The sequence below is a fragment of the Rhodococcus sp. 15-649-2-2 genome, assembly GCF_002258645.1.
In the GTDB taxonomy this organism is placed as follows: domain Bacteria; phylum Actinomycetota; class Actinomycetes; order Mycobacteriales; family Mycobacteriaceae; genus Rhodococcoides.
In genome coordinates this window covers 87749-112309 of the sequence record NZ_NPFM01000018.1, presented here as the reverse complement: position 1 = coordinate 112309, position 24561 = coordinate 87749, and the positions used below count along the sequence as shown (strand labels likewise).

The window sequence follows — 24561 nt, the reverse complement described above, 5'->3', positions numbered from 1 at the left end:
GTGCGTTCGAGAACTGAAGGCGTTGATATCCGCCGCGTCGTAGTGGCGATCTGCTTGATCCTCGCCGGACTGCTGTACTCCGCGTGGGTGACCGAATTCTTCCTGGACACCGGTCTCGATCCCACCACATCGTTTCTCAGCGAACTCGACGCCCGCGATCAGCCGTATCGCGAATTCTTCTCCACCGCAGACGTCGTCACCGGTTCACTGATGATCGTCGCGGCGGTCCTCGGCTTCCTCGCCACCCAGCGTCGACGGCTCGTCGTCACCGGCTGGGTGGCGTCGGGCATCTTCGGTATCGCCACCATCGCCGACGCAAAACTTCCACTCGAGTGTGTGGCCGCCGACGATCCGACCTGTCCGATCGAACCCAGCGGATTGTTCCCGCAACTCCATCACCTGCACGCACTCACCAGCACCATCGCGGTGTTCGCGATCTTCACGGTCATGATCGCGTTCACGCTCGCTGCATTCCGTTATGAGCCCTATCCCCTGCTTCGGACGCTCGGTGTCGCGGTGCTGGCTGTCACGACCCTGGCAACGGCGTGGCTGATGATCGCCGACAATCTTCCTGGCGATCACGGCCTCGGTGTTGCCCAGCGGGTTCAGGTGGGCGGCATGTCGGCGTATCTGGTGGTGCTGGGGTGTGCGCTTAGACTCGGCGCATGTCTTTCACCGCGACCGAACTGAACGGGTCCAAGGTAGAGCAGTATCAGCAGCTGGCCGAGCAGGCCAAGGGCCTCGTCTACGACGAGTCGAACCTGATCGCCAATGCCGCCAATCTCTCCGCGTTGGTCTATCACGCTCTGCCGGAGGTCAATTGGGTCGGCTTCTATCTCTTCGACGGCACCGAACTCGTTGTCGGTCCCTTTCAAGGTCGGCCCGCCTGCGTGCGCATCGCTCTGAGCAAAGGCGTGTGCGGCGCTGCCGCCACCACCCGCGAGACGCAGCGCGTTGCCGATGTCCACGCCTTCCCGGGTCACATCGCGTGCGATGCCAACACTCGCTCCGAGGTCGTCGTACCGCTGTACCAGGGCGACACTCTGATCGGCGTGTTCGACTTGGACAGCCCCGTGCCGAACCGCTTCGACGCCGACGATCAAGCCGGCCTCGAAGCGATCGCGGAGGTCTTTCTCAGTTCGATACGTTAGAAGCTGCCGCCTCGAAGAACCACGCCATGACCAGCGCACCGGGGTCGACGACGCCTCGCGCGGCTTCGCCTACGTAGCTGGCGCGACCGCGGTTGGCGGTCATGTCCTCGGTCGATTCGGCTCCGGTCTTTGCGGCGTCTGCTGCATTCTGCAGGGTTCCGCCGTCCTTCTCGAGCGCCTCGACGGCCGGGGCGATGGCGTCGACCATCGTCTTGTCGCCCACCCGTGCGCCGCCGAGTTCGGTGATGCTGTCCAGTCCCGCCCGGGCGGCCTGCCCGATAGCCGCGAGATCCGGCTCGGATTCGAGCATCGACCGGTAGAACTGCCGGAACCAGATGCCGAACAGAGCGCCGGACGTACCGCCCGCGTGGCCCAGGTAGGCCTCGCTGACTGCCTCGAATACCGTTGCTGCCGAGTAGGTTTCCTTGACTGCGTCCAGATCGAGTTGTTCGAGTGCGGCCACCATGTTGGTTCCGAAGTCGCCGTCGCCCGCTTTGCGATCCAACTCGGTCAGAGCCGGCTCCTCCCCGAGCACACGCTGCGCCCACGACCCGATCCACTCGGAAACGAATGCCGACTTAACACCGGTGTCGGACGGTGAGAACGTCGGCCCGAATGCGCCGCGTTCTGCCACCGGCTTCGCGCCCCGGCTCTGAGCGTTGGGCCAACCGGGTGCGTCGGTCGGCTCGTCCCACAGTTCGAGCATCTCGTCGTCGGCGCGCACGAGTGTGATCGACGCTCCTCCCATATTGAGTGCAGTGACGAAACTTCCGACGAGTGAGCGGGAAATCTCGATACCCTTGCCGTGCAGGTACTCCGAGAGCTCACCGAACAGCAGATGTAGCTCGAGCGGATGCGTTGCGCCGAGCCCGTTGACGATCGCGATCACCGATTCACCCGAGTTCAATCCGAGCGAGCCCACGATGGGCTCGGTCAGCTTCTCCACGATCTCCCGAGCAGGCAGCCCGGGCACGCGGTCGGTGCCGCGTTCTCCGTGGATACCGATGCCGAGTTCGATTTCCTCCTTGGGTAATTCGAACGACGGGCCGTCGGCGCCCGGTAGCGTCGGCGGGTTCAGCGCGACAGCCATACTGCGCGCGTTCTCCGCTGTTCGACGCCCAAGCGCAACGACCGCCTGCAAACTGTCACCGCGTTCTGCCGCTGCGCCGCAGACCTTTTCGACGACGATCGTCGCTGCGGTGCCGCGACGTCCCGGGCCGTCCTCGCTCTCACTGGCCACGTCGTCGTCGACGAGAATCACGTCGGCGACGATGCCGTCCTCCTGCAACAATTCTCGGGCGATCTTGAAGTTCATCACGTCGCCGGTGTAGTTCTTCACGATGTGCACCACGCCGCCGCCGGAGTCCACCGCCTTGGATGCCTCGTGCACCTGAAGGGCGTTCGGTGAGGTGAAGACCAGACCGGGGCACGCACCGGTGAGCATGCCGCGACCGATGAATCCGGCATGCATCGGCTCATGGCCCGATCCCCCACCGGACAGGAGGGCAACCTGACCGTCGGAGATGCGATAGCGGCGGGTGAGAAATCCGGGATCGGCATGCCAGGTGACGTCGTCGGTGGCGGCGACGAAGCCGCGGAGGGCGTCGGCAACGAATGTTCGAGGGGAATTGGAGAACATGGCTCCACCCTAACCACCTGCGCCGCGTCCCTTCTTCGGTTCTGCGGGACCGATACAGTCGGGGCATGACTACCGCGACCTGGACGCTCGACTCATCGGACGATGGACAGTTGGCCGTTCGGACGGATGTCACCGGACGGGCAGCCAAGATGGGCCATCGCCTCACGATTGCGGTGACCTCCTGGACCGCGACGGTCGAGTGGTCGGGGGACGCGCCCACCGCGGTCACCCTCGTCGCCGAGGTGAGTTCACTCGAGGTTGTCCATGGCGAGGGTGGACTGACACCCTTGATCGGACCGGAGAAAATAGTGGCGAAGGCAAACGCGCTCAAGAGTTTCGAGGCCGACCGATATCCATCGATTCGATTCGTTTCGGAAGAGATCACCGCCGTCGACTCCGGATTTCGACTGGCCGGCACGGCCGAGATTCACGGCGTGTCCAGGGAGATCACTGTGGATGTGACCGCCACCGACCTCGGTGATCGATGGCACATCGAGTCCGAAACTATTGTGCGCCAATCGGATTACAAGATCACTCCGTATTCGCAGATGTTCGGAGCCATGAAGGTGGTGGACGAGGTGACCGTGACGTTCGACGCCGACTATCGCAAGCCCTGAGCCTTTCCAATTCGCCTGTCATGATGGACACTACGGCGATGAGTCGAAATCGATGGATGATCGGATCGTGCGCATCGGCCCTGGTGCTGACCGTGGCCTTGACCGCGGGCTGCAGCAGCCCAGCGACGTCGTCCCCCGATGGACCTCCCGGAGTTAACGTCAACGGCGTGGGAGAAGTCCAAGGTGCACCGGATACGTTGACAACCCAGATCGGTGTTCAGGCCACTGCCGAGGACGTCACTTCCGCGATCGAACAGGCCAATTCTGCCGTCAGTGAGGTCACGGACGCAGTGATTGCGGCCGGCGTCGCTCGCGAGGACATCCAGACCCAACAGGTGTCGATCGATCCGCAGTACTCGGGCGCATTGCCGGGCGGCACCTCGGCCATCTCCGGATATCAGGCCACCAACACCTTGCAGGTCACGGTTCGCGACCTGTCGAAGGCCTCCGCGGTGTTGGGCGACGCCACAACGGCCGGCGGAAACGCGACCCGCATCTCGGGAGTCTCCTTCAAGATCGACGACGATTCCGAGCTGATCTCCGATGCCCGGTCCAGGGCGTTCGCCGATGCCCGCGATCGCGCCGAGCAGTACGCATCGCTCGCAGGTGGAGAACTCGGCGACGTTCTGTCGATCACCGAGTCGATCACCGGCCAGGAGCAGCCGAGGTCGTTCGGCGAGTCCGCCACTTCGTTCGACACGGCGGTGCCCATCGAACCGGGACAGCAGACCGTCAGCGTGTCCGTGTCGGTGAAGTGGGCGTTGAACTAGATCCCGGCGGGCGGTGGCAAGCGGTAGTTCACCGGAGTGGCCGAGAAGTCCAGCGGATTTCGGACGCCGTCGGCCACTGAACCCGGAACCTGCACTCGCGGTTCGAGACCGAGCGATTCCGCGAAGGCAAACGCCTCTTCGATGGAATTGACCGGCCCCGCGGGGACGTTGCGGGCCATCAGATCTCGGTACCATTCGTCCGCGGTACGTGCCCGCAGCGCCGAGGTCAACGCGTCGACCAGGTGATCGCGATGTTCGACGCGAGCAGAGTTGGTGGAGAAGCGATCATCCTCTGCCAGTCTCGGCTCGTTCAGCACCTCGACCAACGCCTGGAACTGCCGGTCGTTTCCCACGGCCAGTGCCAATGGACGGTCGGCAGTCTCGAACACCTCGTACGGCACGAGCGAGGGATGCTTGTTTCCCATCGGGACGGGCACAACGCCTGCCCCGAGGTACGCCGCCGACTGGTTGCTCAACGCGGACAGCACCGACGCCATCAGCGAGGTGTGCACCTGCTGACCAGCTCCGGTCTGTGATCGATGATGCAGTGCGGCAAGGATTCCGCTCAGCGCATGTAGACCGGTGACGATGTCGACCATCGCCACTCCCACCTTGGTCGGTGTCGAGGCGTCGGGGCCGGTGACGCTCATGAGCCCGCCGACGGCTTGGACCACCAGATCGTATCCGGGGAGCGCAGCTCCTCCGCCGGTGCCGAAGCCGGAGATCGAGCAGTAGATCAGACCCCGGTTCGATTGCGACACAGTCGAATAGCCCAGACCGAGGCGGTCCATCGTTCCGGCGCGGAAGTTCTCGATCACGATGTCCGCGCCCGAGACGATCTCACGTGCCTCAGCCACCCCGCTCTCGGACTGCAGGTCCAGGAACTTCGACGTCTTGTTGCGATTCACCGAATTGAAATACGTTGCTGTGCCTGCAGAGTCGTACGGCGGGCCCCAGGATCGGGTGTCGTCACCGATTCCGGGTCGCTCGATCTTGATCACGTCCGCGCCCATGTCGCCGAGCATCATCGTCGCGTACGGGCCGGCGAGCACACGGGAGAAGTCCGCGACCACGAGGCCTGCGAGTGGACCGGTGGCAGGTGTCATCGGTCCACTGTATTGCGCCACACGCTGCAGTTCAGTTCAGGTCCGGAACGAACGCTCCCAGAACGGCAACCATCGTCTCCACGATGTGCTCGATAGGTGGGCGAGGGGGATCGGTGCGGGACCAGTCTGAGACGATCTCGGTGAGCGCACCGAGGAATGCTGTTGCGGCCAAACGGTATCCACCTGGTGGAACGAAATCGGAACCGACTTCCGAGCGCAGGGTGTTCTCGAAGAACTCCACCCACTGCGCACGACGGCGCGTCCGGTGCTGTTCGACGGCATCGCTGACACCCAGCATTTCCAGATACGAGATCCGCGCGCGGCGCGGATCACCCCCGATCGATCCCACCAAGGCCGTCATCGCAGCGGCGACAAGCGCGCGGCGATCTCGGTCGACGTGACCGTCGAGTGCGGCGACGACCGCAGCCAGCGCGTCGTCTTGGATCAGGTCGTACACATCCACGAGCAGCGCCTCACGGTTGGCGAACTCGGCGTAGAACTGACTGCGTGCCAGACCGGCAGCCGCGCAGATATCCGCTACCGAGGTGGCTGCGTAGCCGCGTGCCCCGATGACCTCGATCCCGGCGTGCAAGAACCGTGCGCGGCGATCGGCTCTTCGCGCGGCGGACGATTGTCCCGCGTAGATGCGGCCCTGGTCGTCGGCGACTGTCACCGGCGGAGTCTACCGCCGGTGACGCCGTCGCCTTCCGTGCGCCGATCGGTTTCCTCACGCCCCGATCGGCTTACCGAACAGTCCGGCGATTATCTCGCCTACAGCGTCGACGAAGAGCGGGTGTGCACTCGTGTCGAGCGCCATCGAGCCGACGTCGTTCGTTCGGCAACCGGGTTCCACCGGAATACCGGCAAAGCGATCGCGCATCCACAGCACCGCGCTCGGAAAGGCGATCAATTCCAGGGTGATGTGCTCACTGAAATGGTCGCGGGTGTAAGTGACATCGGCACCCGGACGGCTGCAATACGAATCGACCATCGCGTTGACCGGTCCGACCGGCACCAGCCAGTCCGGGTTGGAGTGATAGACGTAGAGCGGCATGTTCGGAGTGGTGTCGCCGAGCCGCATCGCGGACAGAGCCTTCTTCACCACTGGTTGTTGGATCGGGTCGCCCTCGGTGTGCAGAAAGCCCTTCAGATTGACGAACGGCAGCAGCGCCGAGCTGTAACCGACGCAGAGATTGTCCTTGGCCGCGAACAACGCCCGGCCGAGCGGATCGATGTGTTCGTCGATGAAATCGGCCAACTCGGGATCTTCACGACTGGCACCGATGATTCCGGCAGCGACGATTCCCGAGCCGAGTGTGTTGTTCGCGTTGTCCACCAAAGCCCCGAGTTCAGCGGGGGTTCCGCCCTCGGTGACTCCGACGATGTCGAGCTCAGGGGCGTAGCGTTCGGCCAGTTCGGCTGCATGTCCGGTCGCTATCGCGCCACCGGAGTAGCCGCTCATCCCCACCTTGGTGGCCTCCCCGGCCAACTGCATCGGCGCGAAGTTCTCGGCCGCTCGGATGCCGTCGAGGGTGATCCGACCGGCGACCGGCCCTGCTGCGAACGAGTTGTTCGGACCTTGATGATCGGGTACCGATACCGCCCAGCCCTGCGCCAACGCTGCCTGCACCTCGAGGAATTGAGCACCCGACGTCACCGCGCCCGTCACCGGCCAGGGAATCGCACCCGCGCGCATCGCATACGAGGGCGCGCAGTAGGCAGCGAGAGAATCCTCGGCCAACTGAATGGATATCAAAGGCCGCGATGCGGCAGGGACGCCACGTGGCTTGATGACCGTGGTCACCGCAGCGATCGGCTCGTCGCGACCGTTGTTGGACCGGAAAGACAACTGCCACGCGTCGACCTGCGTGGGGATGACGTTGAGAGTGGCCAGCTCGACCGGCCGCGCAGCGATGATCTGACCCGGCGCTGCCGCGGCCACCACGTCGGCGGGCGGAACGTAGAAGTCGGTGTCGAACTCCGGAATCTTCGGCCACGTGAACGGTGCCAGAGGCGGCTGAATTTCCACCTCGGGCGAATCAGGTGCAGCAGCAGCGGGCGTCGTCATGGCAGTAAAAGCCGCAGCAGCGGTCATCACGCTGATCGCTGTACGCAGCGTCCACGAGCGGGCAGAAGACACGGGTGTACTCCTTCGCGCCGGAGGACGGGATCCACAGGAGGCGCGCCCGGCGACGGTTCGTACAGCGCATCCGTCCATCTTGGACACCGATGTCCGAGATGGTGCTCAGAACTGTAGAGCGAAGTGGCGTGGATAACAATCCCCGAATCGAAAGAGATTCAGAAGTGAACCGATCCCAAGTGCACTGGGTTACGCCGGTTCGTCACGCGACCGCGAATGACCGTTTCGCCAAACCGAACTGGAAGCCGGTGATCGCCGTGGTCACCGGGGCTTCCGGATTCTCGGCGGCACCGAGCGTGACGAACAGCGGCGTGAAGTGTTCGACGGTCGGGTGGGCATAGGGCATTCCCGGTGCGGCACTGCGGAAGTCCGCCAGTGTTGCGACGTCACCACGCGCCAACGCGTCGGCCGCCCAGAGATCGAAGTCCTCGGACCACGTCGGGACCGTATTGGTGGTGAAGTTCGCGCGCGAGAGGAACGGCAACCCGTGCGTCATGAATCCGGATCCGATGACCAAGACTCCCTCGGCGCGAAGCTCTTTCAGCGCAGCACCTATCGCCATCAGCCGATCGGGAGCATGCGTCGGCAGGCTCAACTGGAGAACGGGGACGTCGGCGTACGGGTACATCACCTTCAGGGGAACCCAGGCACCGTGATCGAGTCCGCGAGAAGTGTGTCGGTGCAGATTTTCCGACGCCGGGATTGCCGCGGCAACGCGAGCGGCCAGCGCCTCGGCGTCGGGTGTGCGGTACTCCATCGAGTAGTAGCGCTGAGCAAAACCACCGAAGTCGTAGACCAGCGGGGTCGCGGCCGCCGAGGCCGACAGGCTCAGCGGAGCCTCTTCCCAGTGCGCGCTGACAATGAGGATCGCCTTCGGCTTGGGCATCGACTGCGACCAGGTGAACAGCTGGTCCATCCAGAGTTCGTCGTCGAAGACCGGGGGCGCGCCATGGCTGATGTACAAGGCGGGCATCGGCCCGTCGCTCGGGGTCCACATCTGCTGCGACCGGCTCGCGGGTGCGGTACCGGCGAGAAACGCGTCGAACGCGGCTCCCGCGATCGGCGGGTTGACTACAGATGTCATGAGGGGTCCTTCGAGGCTTAAGTTGAAGCTTCAATCTAGCACCGAATTCCATTTTGAACAAGGACGCCTCGCACGCCCCGCACGCCCTACAGTGACCAGGTGCCCAAGGTGACTCTGTCGCAGTACCCCACGCCACTGGAACCCGCGCCCCGGCTGGCTGCGGCGCTGGGGCTCGGCCCGGACGATCTCTGGATCAAACGCGACGACCTTCTCGGGCCGGGCGGCGGCGGAAACAAGGTCCGCAAGCTCGAATGGCTCATCGGGGCGGCGATCGAGGCCGGGGCCACCACACTCGTCACCAGCGGCGCGGCGCAGAGTAACCACGCCCGGCTCACAGCGGCCGCAGGTGCACGACTCGGCCTCGACGTAGTGCTGATCCTGGCCGGCGCACCCCAGGCGAACGAAAGCGGAAATATCGTGCTCGACGGCCTGTTCGGGGCGCGGATCGTCTGGGCCGGCACCGACCCGTTGGACGAGCGAGCCGCCGAGACCGCCGCCGAACTGGGCGAGGGGGCATCACTGATCCCGTTCGGCGGTACCTCGCTGGACAGTGTCGAGGGCTACGTCTCGTGCGCCGACGAAATCCTGGCCGAGATACCCGCAGTGAACACGATCGTCGCAGCGGTCGGATCAGGAGGAACGATGGCGGGGCTCGTCCGACGCCTTGGTGCCGAACGCGTCCTCGGCATCGACTGCGGCGCCGTGTCGGATCCGGTGGATCGTGTACTTCATTTCGCCAATCGGCCGATCGATCGGGAGCAGTTGAGACTCCGGCACGATCTCGTCGGCGAGGGGTATGCGGTGCTGTCCGATTCCGTCGCCGCAGCAATGACGTTGGTCGCCCGCACCGAGGGGCTCGTGCTCGACCCTGTCTATTCCGGTCGCGCCGCCGCCGGACTCGTTGCTGCCGTGGAGGATTCGACGATCAAGGCAGGCGAGCGAACAGTCCTGTTGCACTCAGGCGGACTACCAGGACTGTTCGGCCACCGCGGCGCAGTCGAATTCGGCCTACGCCAGGCCGGTTACTCGACGGAAACTCGAACTCCAGACTGAGGCTCACACGGCTACTCCACGACGACGCGGCCACCACCAGGAAGGTTGGGAGTGTCCGTCGTGATCGTGAGATCGACACGGCCCGCACCGGTAGCGAGAGTGATCGGCTCGGTCGATATCCCACCCGCCGAACCGGATCGGCCGTTGTCGATGTTCGTCCACACCACGGTCACCGGAACCGGCAGCAGGCTCACCGCAGACGAGCCCATGTCACCCGCACCCGAAATCTTGCTCGCCGTCGTCACCGTGACTTCCCCTGCCTCGACGCCCACCGTCGCCGTTGCCTCGACCGGCCCCGACCCGAAGCTGACCCCGTGTTGGAAGAACAAGAATGCCTGCACTGGGCGTAACTCGGTCGTGGTCGCGGCCGCAGCGATTCCTGCCGTCCCCAGCGTCAAGGCCCCCGCCATCAACGGTGCCGCAACAAGGCGAATAACTCTTTTTCTCGAAAACACGATGCTCCCCAGTTCGTCGAATTCGTCCGATGTCCGAGTACATCGTGCAACGGACCAGAAGGTCTGTAAACCCCTCGGGCTCTAGGCTCGGCGATATGCCGAATGTCTATCGCGCACCGATGCCGGACGGCGTCGAGCGTGCCCTTACCTATGGACTGTGCGGCATGGCGGCCGACGACGAACGATCGCTACGACGGGTCGAGCGCTTCGAACAGGTTCCGGACGGATCTTTCGTCTGGACGCGAACCGCGAGCGGGGAGTACTTCCTCGGCCGAATTTTCGGCTCACTGCGGGAAGATCACAGCGACGACGCAGTGGCGTCGAACATGATCTTTGTTCGTGACTGCGAGTGGACGGGCGAGCCCGTTCCCGAGCACGAGGTACCCGCCGCCACGCTCCGCACGTTCGCCCGCGGCGGCCGAAACTTTCAGCAGACACACGACCCGCGGGTCGCCGCAGAGTCGGCTAGCGCGTGGCGAGCGCGAGGTCGCTGACCTGGGAATCGACCTGAACAACCGAGTAGCCCTGGATCTCGAACTTGTTCTCACCCTCGGGCGGCCCGAGCACAGCACGGACGATCAACGTCGCGGCGGCAGCGACGAGTGCGATCACGATGACCACTGCCGCCACGATCAGCAGGGTCCGGGGGCCGCCGAACAGGTTCTTCGAGCTCATGCGTCCATCATGACCCCTCCGGGATGAGACACGAATCGCGCCCGCCAAAGTAATAAAGGTGTTGATCAGATGATTTCGTGGATACAGTGAATCCGTGACCGACGCACCCGAGCCCGATTTCTGGTCGTTCATCGAGACCGCCAACACCACGCTGGCCCGGGACTACGGGTTCGAGCACCAGCTGGCCACCGAAGTTCTGCTGACGCTCAACCGGGCGTCGAACATCGTCACCTACGACTTGGAGGCGACGGTTCATCGCCCCCGAGGCTGGTCGTGGTCGTCGTTTCGACTGATGTTCGTCACGTGGCTGGCAGGCCCGATCGAACCGCGACGAGCAGCCGAACTGACCGGCATGAGCCGCGCGGCCGTGTCGAACCTGTCCAAGACCCTCATCTCCGGCGGCCTGCTCGCCAGTACGCCCGACGAGAAGGACGGGCGTTCGGTGCGCCTCGCCCTCACCGCGCAGGGGCACGACGAAATGGTGGAGACCTTCGCCGAACAGAACGAACGGGAGAACGCGTGGGCCAGCGCGCTCACCGAGCCCGAACAGCGGATTCTGGTGATGCTGTTGACCAAACTCATCACTCACCGCAGCCAGTTCGACGTCCGGGGACGCAACTGAAGGTTGTGTAGATCACGTCAAAGTAGTTAATGTATTTATTACAAGCGGTGAACAGAGCACAGGAGCGATGACGTGGCCTACTACCGGCAACTCGGATCGATACCGCCGAAGCGGCACACCCAGCACCGAACTCCAGAGGGCAACCTCTACTTCGAGGAGCTGATGGGCGAAGAGGGCTTCTCGTCGGACTCGTCTCTGCTCTATCACCGCCACATACCATCGGCCATCGTCGATGCCACGGTGTGGGAACTCCCTGATCAATCCACGACGCCCAACCATCCACTCGTGCCGCGGCACCTGAAGTTGCACGAGCTGTTTCCCGAATCCGCGGTGGCCGGCACCGACGTCGTCACCGGCCGGCGACTCGTCCTAGGCAACGCCGACGTCAGACTGTCCTACGTCGTCGCATCGAAAACCTCAGCGCTGTATCGCAATTCGATCGGCGACGAGATGGTCTACATCGAATCCGGCTCTGCCACAGTGGAAACGGTATTCGGCGCGCTGCAGGCGCAGCAGGGCGACTACGTGCTCATTCCGCGCGCGACGACGCACCGCTGGATTCCTCACGGTCCACTTCGCGCGTACGCCATCGAAGCCAACAGTCACATCGCGCCACCGAAGCGGTTCCTGTCGAAGTACGGCCAGTTGCTCGAGAACGCTCCCTACTGTGAACGCGATCTGCACGGCCCCAGCGAGCCTCTGCTCGGCGAGGGAACCGACGTGGAAGTGCTTGTCAAACACCGCGGTTCGACGGGGATCATCGGGACCCGATACGTCTACCCGCAGCATCCGTTCGACGTGGTGGGGTGGGACGGCTGCCTGTACCCGTACACGTTCAACATCTCCGACTACGAACCGATCACCGGCCGCGTGCATCAACCACCGCCCGCGCACCAAGCGTTCGAGGGTTCCAATTTTGTGATCTGCAACTTCGTTCCACGCAAGGTCGACTACCACCCGCTGGCAATTCCGGTGCCGTACTACCACTCCAACGTCGACTCGGACGAGATCATGTTCTATGTCGGCGGCGACTACGAGGCCCGCAAAGGTTCCGGAATCGGCCAGGGTTCGATCTCGGTGCATCCAGGCGGGCACGCTCACGGGCCGCAACCCGGTGCCTACGAACGCAGTATCGGTGCCGAGTTCTTCGACGAACTGGCCGTCATGGTCGATACGTTCCGCCCGCTCGAACTGGGCGAAGGTGCGCTGGCGTGCGAGGACACCGGGTATGCGTGGACCTGGGCAGGCCGGGGACCGAACCGATGATTCCAAAGTTCTTTCATCGCCTGTGCGACGATGCCGCTGTTTTCCCTCCCGGCAATGCGCCGCTCGATGTTGCTGCGGCACAACATCTCGAGTACCGGGGCAGCTCTTTCGCAGACCTCGTCGGCCCGTTGGTCGTTCCGATGGACCGGGTGAACGAGCTTGTCCTCGGTGCTCGGATGGAGGTGGCGTTGACCGCACCGGCCGGCCCGGGCAGCGTGGAGGCAGGCCTGCGAGTCGCCGACCGTACCGCCGGGGTGACGGTTGTTGCCGTCGAAGTGGCAGTACCCGACGGCACGAGCATCGACGCCTTGCGCAACATCACTCAGGACATCGACATCTACGTCGAAATTCCCCGAGACTCCCGACGAGACGACATCTTCGACGCCGTCGACGAGTTCGGGTATCGCGCCAAATTCAGGACCGGCGGCGTCACCGCTGACCAGTATCCGGACGAGCAGGAGCTCGCCGCGTCCATTTACGAGGCGGCCCGGCGCGAGGTTCACTTCAAAGCGACCGCGGGTCTGCACCATGCCGCCCGTAACACCGACCCCCACAACGGGTTCGAGCAACACGGTTTCCTCAACGTGATTCTCGCGGCGCAGGCCGCACACAGCGGCGCACGAGTCGGTGAGCTCGAGAAGATACTGGCGATTCGAGACGCAGATGTCCTCGCCGGGATCGTCGCCGGGATCGAGGGCCAACGCGCCTTCGCATCTTTCGGCACCTGCAGCATCCGTGAACCCCTGGACGATCTCGTCCGCCTCGGACTCGTCCCACCTCAGTGAGCCCCACCCCCCCGTGAATCAGGAGTGCCGTTCATGACGCACATCGATATTTCCGCCGATTCCGAATTCGGAGTCGACAACCTGCCCTACGGCATCTTCAGCACTCCGGGCACGGACGCTCGTGTGGGAGTCCGCTACGGCGACAACGTGATCGATCTATCCATAGCTCTGGGCGATCCAGATTTTTCCTCGCCAAGTCTGAACGCGTTCATGGCCCGCGGACGCAGTCGATGGGTGGAGGTGCGCACGTCCGTCACCGACATGCTCGTCAATGGCACCGCCCCCGAGGAAGCAATCATGTCCGTTTCCGATGTCACGATGCACCTGCCGTTCGAGGTGGCCGACTACGTCGACTTCTACGCCTCCGAGCATCACGCGTCCAATCTCGGCCGGCTCTTCCGGCCCGATGCCGAACCGCTGCTACCGAATTGGAAGCACCTGCCCGTTGCTTATCACGGACGGGCAGGCACGGTTGTCGTCTCCGGTACCGACATCACCCGGCCTCGTGGCCAACGCAAGGCACCGGACGAGCCGTCGCCCACGTTCGGTCCGAGTCGACGACTGGACATCGAAGCCGAGATGGGCTTCGTCGTCGGCGTTCCGGCGGATGGTCCCATCTCGCCGGATCAGTTCTCCGAGCACGTGTTCGGAGCCGTCATCGTCAACGACTGGTCGGCTCGCGACATCCAAGCCTGGGAGTACGTGCCACTCGGGCCGAACCTCGGCAAGAGTTTCGCGACGTCCATCTCACCCTGGGTTGTACCCCTGCTAGCTCTGGAGCAGGCGCGAACCTCGACACCGGTGCAGGATCCTGAGCCGCTCGAGTACCTTCGCGAATCTCGTTCTTGGGCTTTGGATATCGACCTGACGGTCGAGTGGAACGGCCACGTCGTATCCCACCCGCCGTACAGTGCGATGTACTGGTCGCCGGCTCAGATGCTCGCGCACGAGACCGTCAACGGCGCGACATCGCGAACCGGTGACCTGTTCGCGTCGGGCACCATCTCGGGACCGGAAAAGAATCAGCGCGGCGCTTTCATCGAACTGACCTGGGGCGGAAAAGAACCGGTGTCACTCGGCGGCGAGACTCGAACCTTCCTCGAAGACGGTGACGAGGTCGCCATCGCCGCGAGTGCTCCAGGCGCGAACGGTGCCCGTATCGGATTCGGTGAGGTCCGCGGCCGCATCGTGTCGGCCTGACCCGCCCCCCCCTACCACTCCGGCCGGACCACGAGGGACTGCTCGATCTCCGACGCGGCATCGCACACGGCTTGCCCCCAGAGAAGCCCTGCAGTCGTGGGTACCCGCTCGATCGGGCCTGCCACACAGACGGCCGCGACGATGCGTCCGTCCCGGCGGACCGGGGCGCTCACCGACGTCAGCCCCGGCGTGCGCTCCGATCTCGACTCCCACCAGCCGCGTTCCCGACTCTCCTCGTCGGCGTCGAAGTCCCCGGCCAGTACGTGGCCGGCCGAACCGGCACCGAGTGGAAGTAACGCGCCCGCAGGCAACGAGGCTCGCAACTCTTGCCGAGAATCCTCCGACACCAGACACAGCCGATTCGAGCCTCGCACTACCCACAACTGTGCAGACTCGCCGGTGTCTTCCCGCACCCGACGAAGAATCGGTACCGAGAGGTCGACGAGCGAGGACGTCCCGAAGCGGTCGCCGGGATGCAACAGACCTCCGTCCCCGCGGCGCAACATCGAGTGCTTCGCCATGTCTCCCACCAGGCGGTAGACCGTGGATGCCGACAGGCCGAGCCGATTTGCGAGGTCACTGGTGGTCTGCGGGCTTGCCTCGACTGCGTCGAGGATTGCGGCCGCGCGAGCCAGCACGCCCGTGGTGTCGGTGTTGTTCGCCGTCACTGCTCGACCTCCGCCATCGAATGCACCTTTCTCACCCTTCGATTGTGTCAGCCGACCCAAGCGTCGGTTTGCGATAGTTCGGATCACAGTGGTTGCGAAACGTGATCCACCGCACTATGGTCATTCCTACCAGGAGCGAATGCAATTATCAAATAATGATAATCACGCGATTCAGCCTCCACATCCTCAGGAGTGACGTCAGGTGCACACCGACAACCAGAACGGCCCGTTACACGGAATACGTGTCATCGAACTGGGCAACTTCATCGCCGCACCGTTCGCCAGCCGCCTTTTTGCGGACTTCGGTGCCGAGGTGATCAAGATCGAGCGCCCCGGCGTCGGCGACGAGCTTCGCGGCTGGCGCCGAAACCGCGGAGACACGTCGATGATGTTTCGCACGATAGCCCGCAACAAGCACTCGGTCACGGTCGATCTACGTACCGATGAGGGCCGCGACCTTGCGCTGAAGTTGGTCGAGACTGCCGATGTCGTCGTGGAGAACTTCCGTCCCGGCACTCTCGAGCGTTGGGGTCTCGGGCCCGACCGCCTGCAGGAGGCCAATCCCGACGTGGTTCTGGTGCGGATCTCGGGGTACGGCCAAACCGGGCCTCATCGCGACCGAGCCGGGTTCGGCGGGGTCGCAGAGGCATTCGGCGGGCTGCGCCACGTCACCGGACACGCCGATCGCGAGCCGGTGCGGGCGGCTGCGCCCGTCGGAGACGTCCTGGCCGGGTTGCATGGAGCCGTGGGAGCTCTGGTGATGTTGTTGGCACGTGAACGCAGCGGAGATCACTCTCGGCCGAAGGTGGCCGACGTCGCGCTGTACGAGGCCGTCTTCATGGCGATGGAGTCACTGGTTCCGGACTACGACGCGTACGGTGCCGTTCGCCAGCGGACCGCGGGCAACTTGCCCGGCGTGGTCCCCAGTGGGATCTATCCGACCTCGGACGGAAGCGTCATGATCGCGGGCAATTCGAGCAGCGTGTTCGGAAGGCTCATGACGGCCGTGGACCGGCCGGACCTTGCCGACGACTCCGATCTGGCCGACGGCGTCGGGCGGTTCGAGCGTGAGACCGAACTCGACGGTGCCATTTCTGCATGGACCGGCGCACGCCCGACGAGCGTGGTCGTCGGCGAGCTAGGTGCCGCAGGCGTTCCCGTCGGAGAGGTGTTCGACGCCGCTCAGATCGCCGAGGACGAGCACTATCTCGCACGCGGGATGGTGCAGGCGCTGAAAGTCTCCGTCGAACCGGGCAGCACCGAGGAAGTGCGCTTTCCCGGGGTGGTTCCGCGCTTCGGCGATACCACCACGACCGTCAAGTGGGCCGGCCCGGATCTGGGCGAGCACACCGACGATGTCCTCGGCCGCACACTCGGTCTCACCGAAGAACAGCTCGACGACCTCCGCGCGCGGAAGGTCATCTGACATGCCACGCGTACACATCACCGACGTCTATCTCCGCGACGGTTTGCAGGACGAGAAGTGCATCGTCCCCACAGAGGACAAGCTCGCCGTACTCGACGCCACCCTTGCGTCGGGAATTACGTCCCTCGAGATCGCGTCGTTCGTCTCGGCCACCAGAGTGCCGCAGATGGCCGACGCCGAGGAGGTCATCTCACGCGCGCCCCGTCGAGACGGAACCCGTTACAGTGCACTGACATTGAACGGCCGAGGCGTCCATCGCGCCGCAGAGACGGACATAGACGTGATCCAGATCGTCACGTCGGCCAGTGAGGGGCACAGCCGCGCCAACGCCGGCCGATCCCCCGACGACGCGCTACGGGACCTGAGTTCCGCCGTCTCGACGTATCCGGACCGCTCGTTCATCGGCGGTGTCAGTACCGCGTTCGTGTGTCCGTTCGACGGCGTCATCACGCCCGAGCGGCTCGTCGAGGTGTGTGAACGAATGGCCGACACCGGCGTATCGAGCCTCGGTCTGGCGGATACTTTGGGGATCGCCACCACCGATCAGGTACTGACCGGTGTCGACGCCGTCCGAACAGCCCTGCCCGAGTTGACAATCAGCCTCCATCTGCACAACGCTCACGATCAGGCCCTCGAAACAGCAGTACGTGCCGTACTCGACCTCGAGATCGAACACTTCGACAGCGCACTTGCCGGCTACGGCGGTTGCCCCTTCGCGCCCGGCGCACACGGGAACCTTGCGACTGAGCAGCTCGTGGAAGCATTCCATCGTGCCGGAATCGACACCGGAATCGACCCTGTATCTCTGGGCACCGCGGCCGATCTGGCTCGCGATGTCGTCGCGAGAGCGCAACCTCTTTCCACCGCCACACACTGATTTCGTTGGGCAACCAGCCCACACCCGCCGCGCTCCCCGCGGCTCACCTCATCCCCCGTCCGAAAGGCCAGCCATGGTCTACGCAATCTCGATCATTGCCTTGATCGCAATCTTCACCGTCGCCACGATCACACCCATCAACATGGGTCTGCTCGCTTTCGCCGGCGCATTCGTCGTCGGTGGCGCAATATCCGGCATCCCTGTCGAGGATGTGATCGATGCCTTCCCAGGAAGCACTTTCATCATCGTCGGCGGCATCACCTTGCTGTTCGCCATCGCCAAAGCCAACGGCACCATCGATGTCGTCATCGATCGATCTCTCCGACTCGTGGGCGGACGGCGCTGGGCCATCCTGTGGATGATGTTCCTGCTGTCCGGTCTGCTGATGGCCCTCGGATCCGTTCTTGCCGTGGGCATGCTGGCACCGATCGCGATGCCACTGGCCAAGCGCAACAACATCAATCCCTTCCTGATGGGCATGGTCGTCAGCCATGGGGCTCTCGCGTGCTGCTTCTCCCCGATCAACCTCTACGGTGCCTTCGTCAACGGCTTGATGGACTCCACCGGCGTGGGCTCACATCCGCTGGCTCTGTTCCTCATCCCGTTCGTGCTCAACACCCTCATCGCCCTCGTGCTGTTCCTCGTACTCGGCCGTGACCTCATTCGTGATCGGACCCGCGCGTTCGATGTCCAGGACCTGCGCGACAACGAAGGCGGACTGCCCGTACCGTCGAGCCCGCGCCCGGGCTACACCGGACTGCCCGAGGGTAGCGGGGGCGGCACTTCCGTACAGGTCGAGGTCGATCACATCGAATCCTCCTCTATCACAACAGTTCCCAATGAGACCGTACCGCTCAACCGAATCCGAGTACTCACTCTGCTCGGCATCGCGGCCCTGGTCGTGTTGTCCGTGAGCCTGGGGCTCGACATCGGAGTCAGCGCAATCTGTGTGTCGGTCGTGTTGCTGCTGCTGACACCCAAGACTCACCCCAAGGTCGTCGACAACATCGCCTGGCCTGCCGTGGTCCTGGTCTGCGGTGTTCAGACGTACATGGCGGTCATGACCCAGAACGGCACGCTCGGATTCCTCGGCGACGCTGCGTCGGCCCTCGGTTCCCCCCTGTTGACGGCGCTCATCCTGTGCTACGCGGTAGCGATCATCTCGGCATTCGGATCATCGATCGGAACCATCGGCATCGCTCTTCCTCTCGCCGCACCGCTGCTCGCCGCCGGTGAACTCGGAGCCATCGGATTCGTTGCTGCCATTGCCTTCTCGGCGACCGTGGTCGATGTCAGCCCGTTCTCCACCAACGGGGTCATGGTTCTGGCGGAAGCCCGAGTGGACGACAAGGCCCGGTTCCAGCGAAAGATGATGGGGTACTGCGCACTCGTCGTTCTCATCGCCCCACCGACGGTGTGGCTGCTGACGGTGGTCGCCCCCTCGGTCATCTGACCCGATCGCACAGCCCCTGCTCACCGACCCCTCACTCAGTAGAGGGTTGGTAGGCAGGGGCTTTCGGCGTCTCGGCGGTAGTGCGTGACTCGACCGGATCGGGCGATCAGCGTTCGGTGGCCGGCCTCGTGCGCCCAAGACCGCCTCGGTCCTCGTCGAAGATCAACCACGTGCGGGTCGCCCGAACGCCGTCGAGCGATTGCAGCCCCTCCAGCACCACTTGCCGCAGACTCTCGTTGTCGGGAGTCCTGATGAGCACCAGCACGTCGAAATCCCCTCCGAGCAAACTGAAATGGTCGACGAACTCCATCGATCGCAACCCCTCGGACACGCTGCGCCACGAATCCTGACGGATCGACAGCGCGATGAATGCAGAGGTCCCGAGTCCGGATGCCGCGTGGTCGACCTGCACGGTGAACCGCTCGATGACGCCCGCATCCTTGAGCCTGTCCACTCGCGTATAGGTATGTGCACGAGAGAGATTCAGTCGATCTGCCAGTACCCGCATGGAGATCCGACCGTCGGCGGTGAGTTCGGTGAGAATGCGGCGATCGGTGTCGTCCAGTTCCACTCGCTTCGAGACCTCGTCCATTCGTCCGCTCCTCTGCGTCAGTTCACCGCCCCGATCGGACATATTTCAACTCTGATCCATCGTCGGCAGCCATATGTCTGCAATTTTACGCCGTTAGGTATTCCACATGACGCTATCGGCCAGAATCGCCCTACAAGCCAATTTCAGGAGAGTGCGCCATGACGACCGTCGAGAAGGTTCCGGCAACGTCCTACCAACAGTTCATGCCCGCCGACCGTCCCGTGCAATATCTCGCACCGGACGGGACGGGCGTCGACAGCGCCGCACGCTATGCGCGGCCGTCCGACGAACGCCTGTTGGAAATGTATGGCTCGATGGTGCACGGCCGCCGATTCGACCAGCAGGCAACAGCATTGACCAAGCAGGGCCGCCTCGCGGTCTACCCGTCGGCCCGCGGACAGGAGGCCTGCCAGATCGCGGCTGCATTGTGCCTGGACACGCAGGACTGGATGTTCCCTACCTACCGCGACTCGATGGCTCTCGCGGCGCGTGGAGTCGATCAGGTGGAGCTGCTCGGCATGCTCGCCGGCTACTGGCACTGCGGCTACGATCCGGCCGCCTACAAGGTCGCTCCCCAATGCACGCCTCTGGCAACACAGTTGTTGCACGCGACCGGCTTCGCATACGCCGAGTCGAAGCAGGGACGCGACACCGTCGCCCTCGCGTTCTGCGGAGACGGTGCCACCAGCGAGGGTGACTTCCACGAGGCTCTCAACTTCGCCGCGGTGTTCCGCGCCCCGGTCATCTTCCTGGTCCAGAACAACGGATTCGCCATCAGCGTTCCGCTGGCGCGCCAGAGCGCCGCGCCGTCGTTGTCGCACAAGGGCGTGGGCTACGGCATCGGTAGCGAGCAGGTCGACGGTAACGACCCCGTCGCGATGATGGCGGTGATGGACGAGGCCGTGAAATACGTCCGCGCAGGCAAGGGACCGGTGGTCGTCGAGGCGCACACCTACCGCATGGACGCCCACACCAACGCCGACGACGCCACCCGCTACCGCAAGGCCGACGAGGTCGAGGGCTGGCTGGCCCGAGATCCCCTCTCGCGCCTAGATTCCTACCTGCGTGCCCAGGGGGTTCTCACCGACGAACTCCGCGAGCAGATGACCGTCTCCGCCGACGCGGATGCCGCGGCGCTTCGGGCAGGCATGAACGCAGAGCAGGATGTCGACCCCGAGGACCTCTTCCGGTTCGTCTATTCCTCCCCCACCCCCGGTCTGATCGAACAGCGCAATCAGATCGCCGCCGAGATCGCAGCAGGAGAACTGTCATGACCACGATGACCATGGCCGGAGCCCTCAACGCCGCCCTGCGCGATGCGTTGACCGAGGACGAGAAGGTCGTCGTGTTCGGCGAGGATGTCGGCACCCTCGGCGGCGTCTTCCGCGTCACCGACGGCCTCACCCGCGACTTCGGCGACGACCGCTGCTTCGACACCCCGCTCGCCGAGTCGGGCATCGTCGGATTCGCGATCGGGATGGCGATGTCGGGCTACAAGCCCGTCGTAGAGATGCAGTTCGACGCGTTCGCCTACCCGGCTTTCGAGCAGATCGTCTCCCACGTGGCCAAGCTGCGCAACAGAACTCGTGGCTCGCTGACCGCACCGATGGTCATTCGGATTCCATTTGCCGGCGGCATAGGCGGCGTCGAGCACCACTGCGACTCGTCCGAGGCCTACTACGCGCACACTCCTGGCCTGAAGGTCGTCTCGCCGTCCACAGTCGCCGACGCCTACTCGCTGATGCGCGACGCCATCGCCGATCCCGATCCGGTGATCTTTCTCGAACCGAAGCGGCTGTACTTCTCCAAGGACGACATCGAGCTGACCAAGACCGAGCCGATCGGCACGGCCGTCGTGCGCCGTGCCGGTACCGACGTCACGCTTCTCGCCTACGGACCGACGGTGTCCGTGGCCATGCAGGCCGCAGAGTTCGCGGCGGAGGACGGCCGGAGCGTCGAGGTGATCGATCTGCGATCGCTCAATCCGTTCGACGACGAGACCGTTGCGGCCTCAGTGCGCAAGACCGGACGCTGCATCGTGATTCAGGAAGCGCAGGGCTTCTCCGGCGTCGCCGCGGAGATCGCCTCACGAGTATCCGAGCGCTGCTTCCATCACCTGCACGCTCCAGTACTTCGAGTGACCGGACTCGACATCCCCTATCCTGCACCGAAACTCGAACACTTTCATCTGCCGTCCGCAGACCGCGTACTCGACGCGATCGACCGGCTGCAGTGGAACGACGCACCCGATCTCAGCAAGGCGGTCACAGTATGAGCATGCAGGTGTTCCTGCTCCCCGACCTCGGTGAAGGACTGACCGAGGCCGAGATCGTCGAGTGGAAGGTCAAGCCCGGCGACACCGTCACCATCGACCAGGTCGTCGTCGAAGTGGAGACCGCAAAAGCGTCCGTGGAGGTGCCCTGCCCGTTCGAGGGCGTCGTCGGCGAACTGCATGCGGCCGAGGGCACGTCACTCGCGGTCGGCGCGCCGCTGATCAGCATCACCGGCGGTGCCGTCGCCGACGTTCCCGCCGCCCACGAGCAGTACCGCGAAGAGGAACGAGCCGGCTCGGGAAATGTGCTGATCGGCTACGGCACGGGGCACGGTCCCACCGGCCGTCGCAAACGGAGAGCGGCTGCGCCGCAGGTGAGCGGAAACTCGACCCAGGCTACGACTTTCCATGCACATGCACCGAAGGTGCTCTCTCCCATCGTTCGGAGCATGGCACTGCAGGGCGGTCTCGATCTGGGCAGTATCGACACAGAAGGCAGCCACGGCGTCATCACTCGTGCAGACGTCGAGCGCGCCTTGTCGACGAATGTTCCTACGGTTGCGTCCTCGACCGACGGAGTCACTCGAATCCCGATCACCGGGATACGTAAAGCCATCGCAGACAAGCTCTCTCGCAGTCGTTCGGAAATTCCCGAGGCCACCGTCTGGGTCGACGTCGATGCGACGGCTCTGCTGCAGGCCCGACGCGACCTCGACGCCTCCATAGACGGCGTCAAGGTGACGTTGCTGGCGGTACTCGCCAAGCTGACGATGATCGCGTTGGCGAAGTTCCCGGAGCTCAACAGCACCGTCGATACCGCTGCGGGTGAGATCCTGCGCTACGAGAACATCGGGCTCGGCATTGCTGCCCAGACCGATCGCGGACTGATGGTTCCGGTTGTGCCGCAGGCCGACAAGGCAGATCTGAAGGAACTCGCCGAGCGGCTGGCCGAGTTGACCGAGCTCGCACGGACCGGTTCCCTCCCCGCAGCTCGCCTGAGCGGAGGAACGTTCACCCTCAACAACTACGGCGTGTTCGGGGTCGACGGCTCGGCCGCGATCATCAACCATCCCGAGGCTGCGATTCTCGGCATCGGACGAATCATCGACCGCCCGTGGGTCGTCGACGGCCAATTGGCCGTGCGCAAGGTGGCGCAGCTGTCGTTGGCGTTCGATCACCGCGTGTGCGACGGCGGGGTGGCCGGCGGGTTCTTGCGCACGGTGGCGGACTATGTCGAAAACCCGGTCGTGGCATTGGGATCCGTCCGATGAGCGCTCATGACGTCGATGTTCTGATCCTCGGCGGCGGCTCCGGTGGATACTCCTGCGCGCTGCGTGCCGACCAACTCGGCCTCTCGGTCGCGCTGGTCGAGGAAGACAAGCTCGGCGGCACCTGTCTGCACCGCGGATGCATCCCCACCAAGGCGCTGCTGCACACCGCCGAGGTCGCCGATGCAGTTCGAGGCTCGGCGCATGTCGGCGTCACCGCATCGCTGACCGGGGTGGACATGCCCGCGGCACTGGACTACCAGCGCAGCGTGGTCGCCGGCCTGTACGGAGGTCTGCAGGGACTGCTGAAGCGGCCGGGTATCGAGATCGTCTCGGGCCGTGGCCAGGTCGTCGGTCCTCGCACCGTCGAGGTGGAGGGTCGACGCATCACCGGAGCCTCGCTGGTTCTCGCCACCGGGTCGTATTCGCGCACCATTCCGGGAATCGAACTGGGGCCGCGGGTGCTCACCAGCGACAGCGCACTGTCGCTGGATCGGGTGCCCGAGTCGGTCGTCGTGCTCGGCGGCGGTGTGATCGGCATCGAATTCGCCAGCATCTGGGCATCGTTCGGTACGAAGGTCACAGTCGTCGAGGCACTCGATCGCATCGTTCCGGGTGAGGACGAATGGTCCTCGAAACAGCTCACCAAGGCACTACGCAAGCGCGGCATCGTCATTCGTACCGGCACCAAGGTCGAGACCGTCACCGAATCATCCGACGACGTCTCGGTGGCCCTGTCGTCCGGGGATACCCTCACGGCCGATCTGGTGCTGGTGTCCGTCGGCCGCGGACCCCGCACCGACGGTCTCGGTCTGGCCGAGCAGGGCATCGCCACCGAACGCGGTTTCGTCACAGTCGACGACAACCTGCTCACCACTACGGACGGCACCTACGCCGTCGGCGACATCGTGGCGGGATATCAGTTGGCACACCGCGGTTTCCAGCACGGCATATTCGTCGCCGAGCACATCGCCGGCCTCGCGCCCGCGCGCATCGACGGCGATGTCGTTCCGCGAGTAACGTATTCGCACCCCGAGGTAGCGTCGGTGGGGCTCACCGAGAAGGCCGCAGAGGAGAAGTTCGGCACGGTGACGTCGGTGGTCTACGACCTCGGCGGCAACGGCAAGAGCCGCATTCTGGCCACAGCGGGCGGTGTCAAAGTGATTCGTGCACGCGACGACGGTCCTGTCGTCGGGGTTCACCTCGTCGGCGACCGAGTAGGCGAATTGATCGGCGAAGCGCAACTCGCAGTCGCATGGGAAGCACTACCGTCCGAGGTCGGCAGTTTCGTCCATGCCCACCCCACCCAGAACGAGGCACTCGGTGAAGCGATGATGGTGCTGTCGGGTCGGCCACTGCACGCGCACAGCTGATCCGGGGGCAGCGGGCCTTTCTCGACGTGGCCACCGACACAGCACTTACGTCCGATGTCGGTGGCCCGT

At 64.3% G+C, this 24561-nt stretch carries 26 protein-coding genes; 17 read left to right on the top strand and 9 right to left on the bottom strand.

Features of this window, described 5'->3' with window-relative positions:
- Entirely contained in the window at positions 1-690 is a 690-nt protein-coding gene (locus CH305_RS10995) for a DUF998 domain-containing protein (RefSeq protein WP_094703700.1), read from the top strand.
- Complete coding sequence (locus tag CH305_RS10990; RefSeq protein ID WP_094703699.1) at positions 666-1151, top strand: GAF domain-containing protein; 486 nt, start codon at positions 666-668, stop codon at positions 1149-1151. The genes CH305_RS10995 and CH305_RS10990 overlap by 25 nt, the downstream gene beginning before the upstream one ends.
- Here the strand turns inward: CH305_RS10990 and dhaL are convergent.
- Complete coding sequence (gene dhaL / locus CH305_RS10985; protein WP_094703698.1) at positions 1135-2790, bottom strand: dihydroxyacetone kinase subunit DhaL; 1656 nt, start codon at positions 2788-2790, stop codon at positions 1135-1137. The two genes, CH305_RS10990 and dhaL, sit on opposite strands and share 17 nt — an antisense overlap.
- Positions 2791-2855: 65 nt before the next feature.
- Here dhaL and CH305_RS10980 point away from each other — a divergent pair, with 65 nt between their 5' ends.
- Both CH305_RS10980 and CH305_RS10975 read left to right on the top strand, forming a co-directional pair.
- Positions 2856-3407, top strand: a complete 552-nt coding sequence (locus CH305_RS10980) for a YceI family protein (RefSeq protein ID WP_094703697.1) — start codon at positions 2856-2858, stop codon at positions 3405-3407.
- Between the two features lie 38 nt (positions 3408-3445).
- Entirely contained in the window at positions 3446-4177 is a 732-nt protein-coding gene (locus tag CH305_RS10975) for an SIMPL domain-containing protein (RefSeq protein ID WP_032404956.1), read from the top strand.
- On the opposite strand, the gene CH305_RS10970 is transcribed toward CH305_RS10975, so the two are convergent.
- From CH305_RS10970 to CH305_RS10955, 4 genes are all read right to left on the bottom strand, one after another.
- Entirely contained in the window at positions 4174-5283 is a 1110-nt protein-coding gene (locus tag CH305_RS10970; RefSeq protein WP_094703713.1) for a CaiB/BaiF CoA-transferase family protein, read from the bottom strand. The two genes, CH305_RS10975 and CH305_RS10970, sit on opposite strands and share 4 nt — an antisense overlap.
- A 31-nt stretch (positions 5284-5314) precedes the next feature.
- Positions 5315-5956: a TetR/AcrR family transcriptional regulator gene (locus tag CH305_RS10965; RefSeq protein WP_094703695.1), complete on the bottom strand. Its 642-nt coding sequence runs from the start codon at positions 5954-5956 to the stop codon at positions 5315-5317.
- A 54-nt stretch (positions 5957-6010) separates the two neighbouring features.
- Positions 6011-7378 carry a lipase family protein gene (locus CH305_RS10960; protein ID WP_094609234.1) on the bottom strand — a complete coding sequence of 456 codons (1368 nt, stop codon included), beginning with the start codon at positions 7376-7378 and terminating at the stop codon, positions 6011-6013.
- Positions 7379-7625: 247 nt separating this feature from the next.
- Positions 7626-8507: a dioxygenase gene (locus tag CH305_RS10955; protein ID WP_094703694.1), complete on the bottom strand. Its 882-nt coding sequence runs from the start codon at positions 8505-8507 to the stop codon at positions 7626-7628.
- Positions 8508-8606: 99 nt separating this feature from the next.
- On the opposite strand from CH305_RS10955, the gene CH305_RS10950 reads away from it, so the two are divergent.
- On the top strand, positions 8607-9560 hold the full coding sequence (locus CH305_RS10950; RefSeq protein ID WP_094703693.1) for a pyridoxal-phosphate dependent enzyme: 954 nt from the start codon (positions 8607-8609) through the stop codon (positions 9558-9560).
- A gap of 11 nt (positions 9561-9571) precedes the next feature.
- Here the strand turns inward: CH305_RS10950 and CH305_RS10945 are convergent, their stop codons facing one another.
- Entirely contained in the window at positions 9572-10015 is a 444-nt protein-coding gene (locus tag CH305_RS10945; RefSeq protein WP_143545273.1) for a hypothetical protein, read from the bottom strand.
- A gap of 95 nt (positions 10016-10110) precedes the next feature.
- Here CH305_RS10945 and CH305_RS10940 point away from each other — a divergent pair, with 95 nt between their 5' ends.
- Positions 10111-10509: a hypothetical protein gene (locus CH305_RS10940; RefSeq protein ID WP_037154763.1), complete on the top strand. Its 399-nt coding sequence runs from the start codon at positions 10111-10113 to the stop codon at positions 10507-10509.
- Here CH305_RS10940 and CH305_RS10935 read toward each other — a convergent pair.
- The gene (locus CH305_RS10935; protein WP_032404473.1) at positions 10481-10690 is read right to left on the bottom strand and encodes a hypothetical protein; all 210 of its coding nucleotides are present in this window, start codon (positions 10688-10690) and stop codon (positions 10481-10483) included. The genes CH305_RS10940 and CH305_RS10935 overlap by 29 nt on opposite strands.
- 94 nt (positions 10691-10784) lie before the next feature.
- On the opposite strand from CH305_RS10935, the gene CH305_RS10930 reads away from it, so the two are divergent.
- The 4 genes from CH305_RS10930 to fahA all read left to right on the top strand — a co-directional run bounded on the left by CH305_RS10930 (position 10785) and on the right by fahA (position 14563).
- Positions 10785-11312: a MarR family winged helix-turn-helix transcriptional regulator gene (locus CH305_RS10930; protein ID WP_094609230.1), complete on the top strand. Its 528-nt coding sequence runs from the start codon at positions 10785-10787 to the stop codon at positions 11310-11312.
- Positions 11313-11384: 72 nt separating this feature from the next.
- Positions 11385-12578 (top strand): homogentisate 1,2-dioxygenase, encoded by a 1194-nt coding sequence (locus CH305_RS10925; RefSeq protein ID WP_094703691.1) that lies wholly within the window; start codon positions 11385-11387, stop codon positions 12576-12578.
- Positions 12575-13363 carry a hypothetical protein gene (locus tag CH305_RS10920; RefSeq protein ID WP_094609228.1) on the top strand — a complete coding sequence of 263 codons (789 nt, stop codon included), beginning with the start codon at positions 12575-12577 and terminating at the stop codon, positions 13361-13363. Before CH305_RS10925 ends, CH305_RS10920 begins: the two co-directional genes overlap by 4 nt.
- A 33-nt stretch (positions 13364-13396) precedes the next feature.
- The gene (gene fahA / locus CH305_RS10915; RefSeq protein ID WP_094609227.1) at positions 13397-14563 is read left to right on the top strand and encodes a fumarylacetoacetase; all 1167 of its coding nucleotides are present in this window, start codon (positions 13397-13399) and stop codon (positions 14561-14563) included.
- An 11-nt stretch (positions 14564-14574) separates the two neighbouring features.
- On the opposite strand, the gene CH305_RS10910 is transcribed toward fahA, so the two are convergent.
- Positions 14575-15231 carry an IclR family transcriptional regulator gene (locus tag CH305_RS10910; RefSeq protein WP_037154768.1) on the bottom strand — a complete coding sequence of 219 codons (657 nt, stop codon included), beginning with the start codon at positions 15229-15231 and terminating at the stop codon, positions 14575-14577.
- 202 nt (positions 15232-15433) lie between these two features.
- On the opposite strand from CH305_RS10910, the gene CH305_RS10905 reads away from it, so the two are divergent.
- The 3 genes from CH305_RS10905 to CH305_RS10895 all read left to right on the top strand — a co-directional run bounded on the left by CH305_RS10905 (position 15434) and on the right by CH305_RS10895 (position 18987).
- Positions 15434-16657: a CaiB/BaiF CoA-transferase family protein gene (locus CH305_RS10905; protein WP_037154770.1), complete on the top strand. Its 1224-nt coding sequence runs from the start codon at positions 15434-15436 to the stop codon at positions 16655-16657.
- 1 nt (position 16658) lies between these two features.
- Positions 16659-17534, top strand: coding sequence for a hydroxymethylglutaryl-CoA lyase (locus CH305_RS10900; protein WP_094609225.1), 876 nt, complete (start codon positions 16659-16661; stop codon positions 17532-17534).
- Positions 17535-17607: 73 nt separating this feature from the next.
- Positions 17608-18987 (top strand): SLC13 family permease, encoded by a 1380-nt coding sequence (locus tag CH305_RS10895; protein WP_094609224.1) that lies wholly within the window; start codon positions 17608-17610, stop codon positions 18985-18987.
- A 106-nt stretch (positions 18988-19093) separates the two neighbouring features.
- Here CH305_RS10895 and CH305_RS10890 read toward each other — a convergent pair whose 3' ends face one another.
- Entirely contained in the window at positions 19094-19579 is a 486-nt protein-coding gene (locus tag CH305_RS10890) for an Lrp/AsnC family transcriptional regulator (protein WP_052058764.1), read from the bottom strand.
- A gap of 158 nt (positions 19580-19737) precedes the next feature.
- Here CH305_RS10890 and pdhA point away from each other — a divergent pair, with 158 nt between their 5' ends.
- Genes pdhA through lpdA form a run of 4 tightly spaced genes read left to right on the top strand, consistent with a single transcriptional unit; the run spans position 19738 to position 24492 of the window.
- Complete coding sequence (gene pdhA / locus CH305_RS10885; RefSeq protein WP_094703690.1) at positions 19738-20853, top strand: pyruvate dehydrogenase (acetyl-transferring) E1 component subunit alpha; 1116 nt, start codon at positions 19738-19740, stop codon at positions 20851-20853.
- Positions 20850-21854 carry an alpha-ketoacid dehydrogenase subunit beta gene (locus CH305_RS10880; protein WP_037154779.1) on the top strand — a complete coding sequence of 335 codons (1005 nt, stop codon included), beginning with the start codon at positions 20850-20852 and terminating at the stop codon, positions 21852-21854. The genes pdhA and CH305_RS10880 overlap by 4 nt, the downstream gene beginning before the upstream one ends.
- Positions 21851-23122, top strand: a complete 1272-nt coding sequence (locus CH305_RS10875; RefSeq protein ID WP_094703689.1) for a dihydrolipoamide acetyltransferase family protein — start codon at positions 21851-21853, stop codon at positions 23120-23122. Before CH305_RS10880 ends, CH305_RS10875 begins: the two co-directional genes overlap by 4 nt.
- Entirely contained in the window at positions 23119-24492 is a 1374-nt protein-coding gene (lpdA, locus tag CH305_RS10870; protein ID WP_094703688.1) for a dihydrolipoyl dehydrogenase, read from the top strand. The genes CH305_RS10875 and lpdA overlap by 4 nt, the downstream gene beginning before the upstream one ends.
- Positions 24493-24561 lie beyond the last annotated feature (69 nt).